Below are 13,626 nucleotides of genomic sequence, written 5' to 3'. Positions count from 1 at the left end.
CCGACCATCGTGAATTCGCCGTTGTTGAAGCGCAGGCCCGGCTCACGGGTGCAGGTGAAGCTGAAAAGCGTATCGGTCCAGTGGTGGACGGATTGGACGGTGGCGGTGTCGTATTTGCTCATGACTTCGAAAACGGACGCGTGTAACGAGCCCACGGACGGGCGAAAAACGAGGGGCGTCGGCCCGATCGGGGATCGGCCGGCCGGCGCGCCGAATACGCGCCTTCTCGATGACAGACGTTTGATGAACTGCTTATTTTACCTTGACTGTGCGAATCGCGTGCTTGCCCCCGGTGGATGCGCGGATTTGGCGCAACATTCGCTTTCGGATGGCTTTCGGCGATTGGCGACGATTGACGGAGAGCTTCGCGCGCGGCACGCCGCCGCGCTTACTGCGGATCGAGCCGCAGGCGGGCGATGTACGGCAGGTGATCCGACAGCCATGCGGTCTCGCCGGACGGCGCGCTCCATTCGAGCGGCGTCATCCCGCGCACGAACATCTTGTCGAGCGCGAGCGCCGGCGAGAACGCGGGGAACGTGCGCCCCGATTCGCCGAGCAGCGTCGCGACTTCGGACAGGCCGATCTCGGCGAACAGCGCGATCGAGTCGTTGCGCCAGTCGTTGAAGTCGCCGGCGAGCACGAGCGGGCCGTCCTTCGCGTTGCGCACGATCCAGTGCGCGATCCAGTGCATCTGGCGCAGCCGCGCCGCGCGCGTGAGCGCGAGGTGCGCACACAGCAGCGTGACGGGACGCGATCCGGCGAGGGTCGCGCGCGCGACGAGCAGGCCGCGCCGCTCGAAGCGGTGCGCGGAGATGTCCCAGCGGCCGCCGAGATCGAGCGGGTGCGGCGACAGGATCGCGTTGCCGTGCCGCCACGATGGCTTGAACACGTTCGGGCCGAGCGCGATCTGCCAGTCGAGCGCATGCGCGATCTCGGACGCCTGGCAATGCCAGACGTCGTCGTACGCGTCGTCCATCTGCGCGCCGAAGCCGGGCGCGAGCACCGGGCGCGGCAAGCGGCGCGCCATCGCTTCCTGCAGGAAATACACGTCCGCGTGCGTCGACTGCATCCAGTTGCGCATCGCGTTCCACGCGGTGAAGCCGAGCGGCGAGCGGCCCTTGTGCAGGTTCCAGCTCACCGCGGTGAGTTCGTCGGGCGCGGCGTGCGGCTCGGCGAACGGGACGGACAGGGCATCGAGCGCGTGCATGTCGGTCAGTCCTTCGCGACGTGCGCGCGCACGCGATAGACGAGGTGCGGATGTTGCTCGATCAGCGTCCAGTCGGTCCACGCGTCGCTGCCGACCGACAGCCCGGGGTGGCTTGCGACGATCTGTCGCGGCGACGCCGGCGCACACGGCGCAGCCGGCTTCGCGTTCGGATCGTCGAGCGTTTCCTGCACGTCGAGCGCGAGCGAGATTGCGTTCGCGTCGACCGTGAGCGGCGCGACGCTCACCGAGCGCGAGCGCTCGGTCGGCACCACGCGCGCGTTGTCGCCGCAGCCGACGGACACGTCGGACGGATAGCGATGGGTATCGGTGCGGGTCTGACCCACGGTGGTGTTCTGCTGGAACGTGTCGATCGTCTGACCGTCGCGCACCACCTGGATTTCCCATGCGACGACAGCGGGCGCGGGGCTCTGCGCATGAGCGGCAAGCATGACGCTCGCCAGCATGACGGCCAGGCCGTGTTTCAGCATGAAGCCTCTCCGGATTCGCGGGTAGCGGGGGAAACGGACGCACATCTTACGCCCGATCGGCAGCGTCATCGATGTGACCGGATGCGGCACGACAGGTTCGTCGCGCGACGCGGCCCTGCTAGAAAGGTAAGTGCGCGCCGCGCGTTTTCAAGCAAAAAAAAGCGCGACCTGTCAGCAGCACACGGGCGCGGCTGCTTGCTTGCACTGGGATGTCATCCCGCTACACTGAAATCGAAAGGGTCTGATGGTGCGGCAAGCAAGCGGTAGCGAGGTTCGTATGACGACGGCGATGGTGAAACAGGAACTGGCGGTCGCGTCCTTCAGCACGGTGTACGACCTGGAGCAGGTCGAGACCGCGCTGAGCGACCTGAACGAAGGCGCGAGCGACGCACTGCGCGCCACTTACGAGAGGATGCTCAAGACCGGCAATCTGCGCTTTTGCGTGAAGCCGAACCGGATGCCGTCGTTCGACGCGCTCGGTGAGGTGCTGCCGAATTTCACCGAGCCGCTCGACGACGTGCGCAAGCAGGTCGCGCTGTGCCTCGAGACCGACGACCGGCTCGAGCTGATGCCGATCCTGCTGCTCGGCCCGCCGGGCATCGGCAAGACGCATTTCGCGAAGGCGCTCGCGCAGTTGCTCGGCACGTCGTATCACTACGTGCCGATGAGTTCGCTGACCGCGGGGTGGATCCTGTCGGGCGCGTCGTCGCAATGGAAGAACGCGAAGCCCGGCAAGGTGTTCGACGCGCTCGTGAACGGCAGCTACGCGAACCCGGTGATCGCGGTCGACGAGATCGACAAGGCCGGCAGCGACGCGCAATACGATCCGCTCGGCGCGCTGTACGCGCTGCTCGAGCACGACACCGCGCGCGCGTTCGTCGACGAATTCGCGGAAGTGCCGATCGATGCGGGCAACGTGATCTGGGTCGCGACCGCGAACGATGCGCAGGCGATTCCGGAGCCGCTGCTGAACCGCCTGAGCGTGTACGAGATCGCGCCACCCGACGCGGCCGGCGCGCGCCGCATCGCGCAGACGATCTATGACGAGATCCGCACGTCGCACGCGTGGGGCCGGCGCTTTCCGGACACGCTAGGCGACGACGCGCTCGACGTGCTCGCCGCGACGCCGCCGCGCACGATGCGGCGTGCGCTGCTGCACGCGTTCGGCGCTGCGCGCCTCGACGGGCGCGATGCGATCGAGCCGCGCGACATCCGTGCGGACGAAGGCGCGACGAAGCGCCGGCCGATCGGGTTCTGATGCGGGGATCAAAGCGAGGGAGGGGCGCAGCGTTCAGGGGCGAGGATCAAGCGAGAGGGGGCGCAGCGTTCGGCGGCGGAGCCGGCGTGAAATATCCGGCTACACATGTCGCCGGCAAGCTACATATGTGGCCGGCAAGCGGGCGAACCGGGACGTACAATCAACTTCTCCCCCTCGACGCGCTAACGACGCGAAAAGCCATGGAGCAGATGGACTGTGTGGTGATCGGTGCGGGTGTCGTCGGGCTCGCGATCGCCCGCGAACTCGCCGCGCGCGGCCGCGAGACGCTCGTGCTCGAGGCGGCCGACGCGATCGGCACCGGCACGAGTTCGCGCAACAGCGAGGTAATCCACGCGGGGCTCTACTATCCGCGCGGCTCGCTGAAGGCGATGTCGTGCGTGCACGGCCGCGACCTGCTGTACGAATTCTGCGACACACATCATGTGCCGCATCGGCGCGTCGGCAAGCTGCTCGTCGCGACGTCGGCTGCGCAGGTGAAGCATCTGAAGGCGATCGCCGCGCGCGCCGAGGAAAACGGCGTGCTCGACCTGATGCCGCTCACGCGCGGCGAGGCGCAGACGCTCGAGCCCGAGCTCGAGTGCGTCGAGGCGCTGTTCTCGCCGAGCACGGGCATCGTCGACAGCCACCAGCTGATGCTCGCGCTGCTCGGCGATGCGGAACGCGACGGCGCCGTTTGCGCGCTGAAATCCCCGGTCGAAGCGATCGACGTGCTGCGCGGCGCGCGCTTCGTCGTGCGCACGGGCGGCGACGCGCCGACCGAGTTCGAGGCGGCCTGCGTGATCAACAGCGCGGGCCTCGGCGCGCAGGCGCTCGCGCGCCGCACGCGCGGCCTCGATCCGCGCTGGGTGCCGCCGCTCTATCTCGCGCGCGGCCACTACTTCAGCCTGTCCGGGCGCGCGCCGTTCTCGCACCTGATCTATCCGATGCCGGACCGCGCGGGCCTCGGCATCCACCTGACGCTGGACCTCGCTGGCCAGGCACGCTTCGGCCCGGACGTCGAATGGGTCGATGCGTTGCGCTACGACGTCGATCCGGCGCGCGCGGATGCGTTCAGCGCGTCGATCCGCGCGTACTGGCCGGCGTTGCCGGACGACGCGCTGCAGCCGGCCTATGCGGGCATCCGCCCGAAGCTCGCGGGGCCTGGCGAGGCGCCTGCCGATTTCATCGTGCAGGGCGCCGCGCAGCATGGCGTGCGCGGGCTCGTGAACCTGTTCGGCATCGAATCGCCGGGGCTCACCGCGGCGCTCGCGCTCGCGCAGCGCGTCGGCGACATGGCCGCGTACGGGTGATCGTGTACGGACGATGGCGGGAATGTGGCTGTCATGTTGAGCCGATTGCGAAATCCCTTATCTCCGGCATTTCGGGCCGCACATTCGCGCGTCTCAGCGTTATGCTGTCAATCGGCTGTCGCTAGAGCAGCTTTCGAATCGATAACATTGGAGCGAGTCCCCATGAAAACATCCCGTCGGAGTTTCCTGATTACGAGCGTTGGCGTCGTGTCGGCAATGGCCCTGTCGCGCGAGGCAGTGGCTGCCGATCTGCCGATGCTGTCGGAAAGCGATCCGACCGCGCAGGCGCTCGGCTACAAGGCGGACGCCACGAAGGTCGACAAGGCGAAGTATGCGAAGTACGCCGCGGGTCAGGATTGCGCCGCGTGCATGCTGTACCAGGGCAAGGCCGGCTCGGCATCGGGGCCGTGCGGCGCGTTCCCGGGCAAGCAGGTGTCGGCGAAGGGCTGGTGCAGCGCATTCACGAAGAAGGCGTGACGCTGCGCGGCATCGTGCGGTGCCGCAATCCCGCGAAAATCGCGTAACGCCCGCCATCAGCTGATGGCGGGCGTTTTTTATTGCTTGAAAACGGTTCCGTACCTTTCTACACTCGCACCAGACCGGCGCGCAGCCGCAGCGCCGCGCGCACCAAGACGGCCACCTCACGAGGCGAGACACGCATGGCGACGATTGCGGGTTCAACGAAGACGGTCAGGCCCGATCGCGCGCTGAACCGGCGCGCGGTGGCGGCGGCGGTGATCGGCAACGCGCTCGAGTGGTACGACTTCACGGTCTTCAGTTTCATGGTGGTCGTGATCGCCGAGCTGTTCTTCCCGACGACGAGCGAATACGCGTCGCTGTTGCTCGCCACCGCGACGTTCGGCGTCGCGTTCTTCATGCGGCCGATCGGTGGCATTGTGTTCGGGCTGTATGCGGACCGCGCGGGCCGCAAGGCCGCGTTGTCACTCGTGATCCTGTTGATGACGGCCGGCATCTTCCTGCTCGCGGTCGCGCCGCCGTATGCGGCGATCGGCATTGGCGGCCCGCTGATGATCGTGTTCGGCCGCCTGCTGCAGGGCTTCTCCGCGGGCGGCGAATTCGGCAGCGCGACCGCGCTCCTGATCGAAGCCGCACCGTTTTCGAAGCGCGGCTTCTACGGCAGCTGGCAGATGGCGAGCCAGGCGGCGGCGCTGCTGATCGGCGCGCTCGTCGGCGCGGCCGTCACGCGCGGCCTCACGCCCGATGCGCTGCGCGCATGGGGCTGGCGCGTGCCGTTCATCGTCGGGCTCGTGATCGGCCCGATCGGTTTCTACATCCGCCGCCATCTCGGCGATTCGGAAGCATTCCTGCACGCGCAGCAGAGCGCGCGCCGCGCGACGCTCGGCGAAGTGTTCACGCGCCATTCGCGCGAAGTGCTGTGCGGGCTCGGCTCGGTGGTCGCACTCACCGTGACGATCTACGCGCTGATCGGCTATCTGCCGACCTTCGCGGTGAAGCAGCTGAAGCTGCCGTACGCGCAGTCGTTCTACGCGGTGATCGTCGGCAACCTGCTGCTCACCGTGCTGTCGCCGGTCGCGGGCGCGTGGTCCGATCGCATCGGCCGCAAGGGGCTGTCGCTGTGGTCGCTCGTGCTGACGCTCGCGCTGATGTATCCGCTCTTCACGTGGCTCGACGCGGCGCCGAGCATCGCGCGGCTCATTACCGTGCAGGCCGTGCTGTCGGTGACGCTCGCGGGCTATTACGGGCCGTTCGGCGCGATGATCGCCGAGCTGTTCCCGGCCAACGTGCGCTCGACCGGGCTGTCGATCGCTTACAACGTCGCGGTGATGCTGTTCGGCGGCTTCGGGCAGTTCGTCGTCACGTGGCTGATCAAGGAGACCGGCACGCCGCTCGCGCCGACTTATTACGTGATGGCGGGGCTCGCGGTGTCGATCGTCGCGGTCGCGTTCGTGCCGGCGCGCAGCGCGGATCTCGACGCGCGCGGCTGAAGCGCTGCGCCCGTTCGCCGCAGCGCGGCAGATGTTTAGTTGTCAGACGAAACAGGCGCGACGTAGGCGCAATCGTCGCCGCTGCGTGCCAGTGCATCTTTTACGTGCCGAAAACATCCGCAAAAACCCGCGTTGTCGCGTGTGGAAGAGTTTTTTCTCCAGCTTGTTGCAGGATCGCCGGCTCAAGTAATATCCGCGTACACCGGCCCCCTGGGGGTCCGGATCCGAACCGGAGATTGGAGGAAACATGGAATACAACCGTCTGTTGCACACCCTGCGTGTTACCGCCATCGCAGGCGTGGCAGCGGCATCGTTCGGTATCGCGGGATCTGCATTCGCACAGGTCCCGAACAAAACGCTCGTCTACTGCTCAGAAGGCAGCCCGGCGGGCTTCGATTCCGCGCAATACACGACTGGCGTCGACTTCACTGCAGCGACGTTCCCGATCTACAACCGTCTCGTCGAATTCGAGCGCGGCGGCACGAAGGTCGAGCCGGGCCTCGCCGAGTCGTGGGACATCTCGCCTGACGGCAAGGTCTACACGTTCCACCTGCGCCACGGCGTCAAGTTCCACACGACGGACTTCTTCAAGCCGACCCACGAGTTCAACGCGGACGACGTCGTGTTCACGTTCGAGCGCATGCTGGATCCGAACCAGCCGTTCCGCAAGGCCTACCCCGTGTCGTTTCCGTACTTCACCGACATGGGCCTCGACAAGCTGATCACGAAGGTCGAGAAGGTCGATCCGTACACCGTGAAGTTCACGCTGTCCGAGCCGAACGCGCCGTTCATCCAGAACATGGCGATGGAATTCGCGTCGATCCTGTCGTCCGAATACGCGGACCAGCTGATGAAGGCCGGCAAGGCCGCCGACATCAACCAGAAGCCGGTTGGCACGGGCCCGTTCATCTTCCGCAGCTATACGAAGGATGCGACGATCCGTTTCGACGGGAATCCTGACTACTGGAAGAAGGGCGACGTGAAGATCGCGAAGCTGATCTTCTCGATCACGCCCGACCCGGGCGTGCGCGTGCAGAAGATCAAGCGCAACGAGTGCCAGGTGATGAGCTATCCGCGTCCGGCGGACATCGCGACGCTGAAGGCCGACTCGAACATCGACATGCCGTCGCAGCCGGGTTTCAACCTCGGCTACCTCGCGTACAACGTCGAGCACAAGCCGATGGACAAGCTCGAGGTGCGTCAGGCGCTCGACCTGGCGATCAACAAGAAGGCGATCCTCGAGTCCGTCTACCAGGGCGCCGGCCAGGCGGCTTCCGCACCGATGCCGCCGACGCAATGGTCGTACGACAAGAACCTGAAGATGCCCGCGTACGACACCGCGAAGGCGAAGGCGCTGCTCGCGAAGGCCGGTTTCGCGAACGGCTTCGAGATCACGCTGTGGGCGATGCCGGTGCAGCGCCCGTACAACCCGAACGCGCGCCTGATGGCCGAGATGATCCAGGCCGACTGGGCGAAGATCGGCGTGAAGGCGAAGATCGTCACGTACGAGTGGGGCGAGTACATGAAGCGCTCGCACGCTGGCGAGCACGACACGATGCTGATCGGCTGGACGGGCGACAACGGCGACCCCGACAACTGGCTCGGCACGCTGCTCGGCTGCGAGGCGGTGAAGGGCAACAACTTCTCGAAGTGGTGCTACAAGCCGTTCGACGACCTGATCCAGAAGGGCCGCACGACGACGAGCCAGGACGGACGCACGAAGATCTACACGCAGGCGCAGCAGATCTTCGCGCAGCAGGTGCCGTTCTCGCCGATCGCGAACTCGACCGTCTACCAGCCGGTGCGCAAGACCGTCGTCGACATGCGCATCGAGCCGCTCGGCTACGCGCGCTTCGACGGTGTTAGCGTGAAGTAACACGACAGGCGTAAGCTAGTCGCAGTTGAGAAGACCGGCTTGCAATCATCCGGCGGCGCGGGGCCACAAGCCCCTCGTCGCCGGTCGCACATTTCCCACGAGAAAATACGAGACGCATCATGCTCCGATTCGTGTTGCGCCGCGTGGGCATGGTGATCCCGACCTTCATCGGCATCACCATCCTCGCATTCGCGCTGATTCACCTGATACCGGGCGACCCCATCGAAGTGATGATGGGCGAGCGCGGCGTCGATCCCGTCATGCACGCAGAGGCGATGAAACGCCTCGGGCTCGACCAGCCGCTGCCCGTGCAATATGTCCACTACATCGGCCGCGCGCTGAACGGCGACCTCGGCACGTCGATCGTCACCAACACGAGCGTCGCGGGCGAGTTCTTCGCGCGCTTCCCGGCGACCGTCGAACTGTCGCTGTGCGCGCTCATGTTCGCGCTCGCCGTCGGCCTGCCGGCCGGCGTGATCGCGGCGCTGCGGCGCGGCTCGGTCGTCGACCACGGCGTGATGGGCACCGCGCTCACCGGCTACTCGATGCCGATCTTCTGGTGGGGCTTGATCCTCATCATGGTGTTCTCGTCGTATCTCGGCTGGACGCCCGTGTCCGGGCGCATCGCGGTCGAATACGACTTCCCGCACCCGACGGGCTTCATGCTGATCGACGCGCTGCTCGCGCCCGATGAGGGCTCGTTCAGGTCGGCGGTGAGCCACCTGATCCTGCCCGCGATCGTGCTCGGCACGATCCCGCTCGCGGTGATCGCGCGGATGACCCGCTCGTCGATGCTCGAAGTGCTGCGCGAGGACTACATCCGCACCGCGCGCGCGAAGGGGCTGTCGCCCGCGCGCGTCGTCGTCGTGCATGCGCTGCGCAACGCGCTGATCCCGGTCGTCACCGTGATCGGCCTGCAGGTCGGCACGCTGCTCGCCGGCGCGGTGCTGACCGAGACGCTGTTTTCGTGGCCCGGCGTCGGCAAGTGGCTGATCGATGCGATCAGCCGCCGCGACTACCCGGTCGTCCAGGGCGGCATCCTGCTGATCGCGACGCTCGTGATCGTCGTGAACCTGGTCGTCGACCTGATGTACGGCGTGCTGAACCCGCGCATCCGCCACACGAGGTAATTCCATGAGCAATCTGCAAAACACCCTGCCGAGCGAAGTTGCGGCGGTCAGCGGCCGCACGCTCGCGCTGCGCGAATTCTGGGCCAACTTCTCGCGCAACCGCGGCGCGGTGGGCGCGGGCATCGTCGTGCTCGTGCTGATCGTGGTCGCCGTGTTCGCGCCGCTGCTTGCGCCGCACAGCCCGGTCGAGCAATACCGCGACTACGTGAAGGTCCCGCCCGCGTGGCTCGACGGCGGCAACTGGAAGTTCGTGCTCGGCACCGACGAAGCGGGCCGCGATATCCTGTCGCGGCTGATGTTCGGCGCGCGGATGTCTTTCTGGATCGGCTTCGTGTCGGTCGTGCTCGCGCTGATCCCCGGCATCGTGCTCGGGCTCGTCGCCGCGTTCTTCCAGAAGTGGGCCGACACGGCTGTGATGCGCGTGATGGACGTGCTGCTCGCGCTGCCGTCGCTGCTGCTCGCGGTCGCGGTGGTCGCAATCATCGGCCCGGGCCTCACCAACACGATGTTCGCGATCGCGATCGTCGCGCTGCCCGCGTACGTGCGCCTCACGCGCGCGTCGGCGCTCGGCGAGCTGCAGAAGGAGTACGTGACGGCGTCGCGCGTGGCGGGCGCCGGCACGCTGCGCCTGATGTTCTCGCAAGTGCTGCCGAACTGCACGGCGCCGCTGATCGTGCAGGCGACGCTCGGCTTCTCGTCGGCGATCCTCGATGCGGCCGCGCTCGGCTTCCTCGGCCTCGGCGTGCAGCCGCCTACCGCCGAGTGGGGCGCGATGCTCGCATCGGCGCGCGACTACATCGACAACGCATGGTGGATCGTGACGATGCCGGGCCTGTCGATCCTGATCTCGGTGCTCGCGATCAACCTGCTCGGCGACGGGCTGCGTGACGCGCTCGATCCCAAACTGAAACGGATGGCCTGAGATGAGCAATAACCTACTGACCATCCGCAATCTGGCGGTGAACTTCAACGGCCTGCCCGCCGTCGACCGGATCAACCTGTCGATCGCGCCGGGCGAGGTGGTGGGCGTCGTCGGCGAATCGGGCTCGGGCAAGAGCGTGACGATGATGGCGCTGATGGGCCTGATCGACGCGCCGGGCAAGGTCACGGCGGACGAAGTGACGTTCAACGGCGTGGACCTGCTGAAGGCATCGCCGAAGGCGCGCCGCAAGATCGTCGGCAAGGACATCGCGATGGTGTTCCAGGACGCGCTGACGAGCCTGAACCCGAGCTACACGGTCGGCTACCAGATCAAGGAAGTGCTGAAGCTGCACGAAGGGCTGCGCGGCGACGCGCTCAACCGCCGTGCACTCGAGCTGCTCGACCAGGTCGGCATTCCCGACCCGAAGAGCCGCATCGATTCGTTCCCGCACCAGATGTCGGGCGGGATGAACCAGCGCGTAATGATCGCGATGGCCGTCGCCTGCAACCCGAAGCTGCTGATCGCCGACGAGCCGACCACCGCGCTCGACGTGACGATCCAGGCGCAGATCATGGACCTGCTCGTGAAGCTGCAGAAGGAGCGCGGGATGGCGCTCGTGCTGATCTCGCACGATCTGGCCGTGGTGTCGGAAGTCGCGCAGCGCGTCGCGGTGATGTACGCGGGCGAGATCATCGAGACCAACCGCGTGCCGGACATCTTCGCGCATCCGCATCATCCGTACACCGAAGCATTGCTCGCGGCGATCCCCGAGCACAACAAGGGGGCGCGGCGCCTTGCCGCATTGCCGGGCATGGTGCCGGGCCGCGATGATCGCCCGTCCGGGTGCCTGTTCGCGCCGCGCTGCAAGTATGCGGTCGACGACTGCTACAAGGCGCGCCCGGCGCTTGACACGCTGGTGCCCGGCAATGACGCGATGCGCGCACGCTGCATCAAGCCGCTCAATCTCTCGAACCTGAACCTGACCGGAGGCGCACGATGAATGCTGTCAACGAAACGCGTCGCGCGCCGCACGACGACGATGCGGTGCTGGTCGCCGACGGGCTCGCGAAGCACTACACGGTGAAGCGCGGGATGTTCGGCCAGGGCACCGTGAAGGCGCTTAACGGCGTGTCGTTCACGCTGAAGCGCGGCAAGACGCTCGCCGTCGTCGGCGAATCGGGCTGCGGGAAGTCGACGCTCGCGCGGCAGCTGACGATGATCGAGACGCCGACGGCCGGCCACCTGACGATCGACGGCAAGGACGTCGCCGGCGCGGACAGCAAGACCGTCGCCGAGCTGCGCCGGCGCGTGCAGATGGTGTTCCAGAACCCGTTCGCGTCGCTGAATCCGCGCAAGACCGTCGAGCAGACGCTGTCCGAACCGCTCGAGATCAACACGAACCTCACCGTGCAGGAGCGTGCGCAGCGGATCGCGCAGATCATGCGCACGGTCGGCCTGCGGCCCGAGCATGCGAAGCGCTATCCGCACATGTTCTCGGGCGGCCAGCGGCAGCGCGTCGCGATCGCGCGTGCGATGATCCTCGATCCGCGCATCGTCGTCGCCGACGAGCCCGTGTCCGCGCTCGACGTGTCGATCCAGGCGCAGATCCTGAACCTGTTCATGGATCTGCAGGAGCAGTTCAAGACGAGCTACGTGTTCATCTCGCACAACCTCGCGGTGGTCGAGCATGTCGCCGACGACGTGATGGTGATGTACTTCGGCAGCGTCGCCGAGCTTGGCGACAAGGCGACGATCTACGCGCGTCCGCGCCATCCGTACACGCGTGCGCTGATGTCCGCGACGCCGGCGATCTTCGAGGAGGACCGCCGCGTGCAGATCAAGCTGCAGGGCGAGCTGCCGTCGCCGCTCAAGCCGCCGTCGGGCTGCGCGTTCCATCAGCGCTGCCCGTACGCGGTCGAGCGCTGCCGGGTCGAGGTGCCGCAGCTGCGCGACGTCGACGGGCGGCGCGTGGCCTGCCATCGCGCCGAGGAGGTAGGGGAGGCGAATGCCTGAAGGGTTGGCGGCGCGCGCGGCGAGCGCGCGCCGTTCGGGAGCCGGCGGCACCCGCGTCGCGCGCGCGTGCCGTACCGCACGGCGCTGGAGCGTGCGCACCGTGACGGGCGCGGCGCTGGCCGGCGCATGCGTGACGGCCAGCTTGAGCGTGCCCGTCGAAGTCGCGCGGGCCGAAGGGCGCGCGCCGGCGACGGCGCCGCTCCATCCGTCGCAGGTGCCGCCGCCCGGCATGAGCCTGCCGGGCTTCCATACGCCGCCTTCCGTGTCGAACGGCACGGTTGCGCACGGTGCGGTGCGCGCGCAACCCGCGCGCATGCCGTTCTACGTCGCGACCAAGGGCAAGGTGACGATTTACCTGCTGGGCACGCTGCACACCGGCGACCCGTCCGACTATCCGGGCACGCAGCCGTTCCGGCCGAGCATCCTCGCGGCGCTCGCCGCGTCGCCGACGCTCGCGCTCGAGCTGTCGCCGGACGACCTGCTCGAATCGCAGGACGACGTGTCGAAGTACGGCGTCTGCAATTACCCGTGCCTGCCGCGCCTGTTGCCCGAGCCGCTGTGGCAGCGGCTCGCCGGCCGGCTGCGCGGCAATCCGGCCGCGCTCGTCGAGATCCGCAAGATGCGGCCGTGGCTTGCCGCGCTCGTCGTCGAGACCTACGATTCGCTGGCGGCCGGCCTGCAGACCGAGTACGGCACCGAAGCGCAACTGCAGAACGTGTACCTGAAGAAGAGCGGCAAGGTGGTCGGGCTCGAGACGCTCGCCGAGCAGATGCGCGCGTTCACGGGGCTCACGCTCGCCGAGCAGCGCGAGATGCTCGCGCAGGACATGGTGCAGACGCCCGCGCAGAACGCCGACGACATCAAGGTGCTGCACCGGCTGTGGCGGATCGGCGACGCCGACGCGCTGGCCGCGTGGGCGGTCGCGAAGACCGAGCGGCTGTCGCGTTCGAAGGCGCTGTCGGCGTCGATCGACAACAAGATCCTGTACGAGCGCAACCGGCGCTTCGTTGCGCGGATGACGGCAATGGCCGCGCCGAACCGGCCGCTGTTCGTCGCGATCGGCGCGCTGCATCTGGGCGGCCCGCGCGGCGTGCTCGAATTGTTGCGCAAGCAAGGATACCGGGTCGACGCGAACTGATTGCGCGGCGGAGCGCATCCGTAAGGAAAACCCTCGATTCGTCAGAAAATAGCGTTTAAAACGATTGACATCCCGATCGGGCAATATCTATTCTTCATCCCACAAGTTGAAAAATTGAAAAGAACAGTAAAGAGGTAAGTTCTACGGGGTAGCAGAAACAAAGCGCGGGGTTAGCGTTGCCGGCACGTGCATTGCGTGCCGGCCGCGGAGTGTCTGCATGCACGGCGGGGCCAACCATCGTCCGGTAGCAATTGCATGCGGGCCGACTTGCGGATAAGCGACGTTCCGTCGTCCGACCGGGGGAAGCAGTAGCGGGC

At 67.0% G+C, this 13,626-nt stretch carries 12 protein-coding genes and 1 pseudogene; 10 read left to right on the top strand and 3 right to left on the bottom strand.

Annotated features, from left to right (window positions below):
• The 3 genes and pseudogenes from DID96_RS29060 to DID96_RS29050 all read right to left on the bottom strand — a co-directional run.
• Positions 1-122, bottom strand: a pseudogene (locus DID96_RS29060) (ferredoxin--NADP reductase); the annotation flags it as partial.
• 266 nt (positions 123-388) lie between these two features.
• The gene (locus DID96_RS29055; RefSeq protein ID WP_124602679.1) at positions 389-1,207 is read right to left on the bottom strand and encodes an endonuclease/exonuclease/phosphatase family protein; all 819 of its coding nucleotides are present in this window, start codon (positions 1,205-1,207) and stop codon (positions 389-391) included.
• Between the two features lie 5 nt (positions 1,208-1,212).
• Positions 1,213-1,695 (bottom strand): hypothetical protein, encoded by a 483-nt coding sequence (locus DID96_RS29050; RefSeq protein WP_124602678.1) that lies wholly within the window; start codon positions 1,693-1,695, stop codon positions 1,213-1,215.
• Between the two features lie 277 nt (positions 1,696-1,972).
• On the opposite strand from DID96_RS29050, the gene DID96_RS29045 reads away from it, so the two are divergent.
• The 10 genes from DID96_RS29045 to DID96_RS29000 all read left to right on the top strand — a co-directional run bounded on the left by DID96_RS29045 (position 1,973) and on the right by DID96_RS29000 (position 13,309).
• The gene (locus DID96_RS29045) at positions 1,973-2,953 is read left to right on the top strand and encodes an AAA family ATPase (protein WP_124602677.1); all 981 of its coding nucleotides are present in this window, start codon (positions 1,973-1,975) and stop codon (positions 2,951-2,953) included.
• Between the two features lie 200 nt (positions 2,954-3,153).
• Positions 3,154-4,263 carry an NAD(P)/FAD-dependent oxidoreductase gene (locus DID96_RS29040; RefSeq protein ID WP_124602676.1) on the top strand — a complete coding sequence of 370 codons (1,110 nt, stop codon included), beginning with the start codon at positions 3,154-3,156 and terminating at the stop codon, positions 4,261-4,263.
• Positions 4,264-4,425: 162 nt separating this feature from the next.
• A complete protein-coding gene (locus DID96_RS29035) occupies positions 4,426-4,740 on the top strand; it encodes a high-potential iron-sulfur protein (RefSeq protein ID WP_124602675.1) in 315 nt (104 codons plus the stop codon).
• 182 nt (positions 4,741-4,922) lie between these two features.
• The gene (locus DID96_RS29030) at positions 4,923-6,230 is read left to right on the top strand and encodes an MFS transporter (protein ID WP_124602674.1); all 1,308 of its coding nucleotides are present in this window, start codon (positions 4,923-4,925) and stop codon (positions 6,228-6,230) included.
• A 247-nt stretch (positions 6,231-6,477) separates the two neighbouring features.
• Positions 6,478-8,106 (top strand): ABC transporter substrate-binding protein, encoded by a 1,629-nt coding sequence (locus DID96_RS29025; protein ID WP_124602673.1) that lies wholly within the window; start codon positions 6,478-6,480, stop codon positions 8,104-8,106.
• 119 nt (positions 8,107-8,225) lie between these two features.
• Entirely contained in the window at positions 8,226-9,236 is a 1,011-nt protein-coding gene (locus DID96_RS29020) for an ABC transporter permease subunit (RefSeq protein WP_124602672.1), read from the top strand.
• Positions 9,237-9,240: 4 nt separating this feature from the next.
• Positions 9,241-10,158, top strand: a complete 918-nt coding sequence (locus DID96_RS29015) for an ABC transporter permease subunit (RefSeq protein WP_124602671.1) — start codon at positions 9,241-9,243, stop codon at positions 10,156-10,158.
• A gap of 1 nt (position 10,159) precedes the next feature.
• On the top strand, positions 10,160-11,158 hold the full coding sequence (locus DID96_RS29010) for an ABC transporter ATP-binding protein (RefSeq protein WP_124602670.1): 999 nt from the start codon (positions 10,160-10,162) through the stop codon (positions 11,156-11,158).
• Positions 11,155-12,171 (top strand): peptide ABC transporter ATP-binding protein, encoded by a 1,017-nt coding sequence (locus DID96_RS29005; RefSeq protein WP_124602669.1) that lies wholly within the window; start codon positions 11,155-11,157, stop codon positions 12,169-12,171. Before DID96_RS29010 ends, DID96_RS29005 begins: the two co-directional genes overlap by 4 nt.
• Entirely contained in the window at positions 12,164-13,309 is a 1,146-nt protein-coding gene (locus DID96_RS29000) for a TraB/GumN family protein (RefSeq protein WP_124602668.1), read from the top strand. The genes DID96_RS29005 and DID96_RS29000 overlap by 8 nt, the downstream gene beginning before the upstream one ends.
• Positions 13,310-13,626 lie beyond the last annotated feature (317 nt).

The organism is Burkholderia sp. Bp8963 (assembly GCF_003854275.1).
Classification (GTDB): Bacteria; Pseudomonadota; Gammaproteobacteria; order Burkholderiales; family Burkholderiaceae; genus Burkholderia.
Note: the sequence above shows the minus strand (reverse complement) of the source record. Positions and strands in the feature narration are given on the sequence as shown.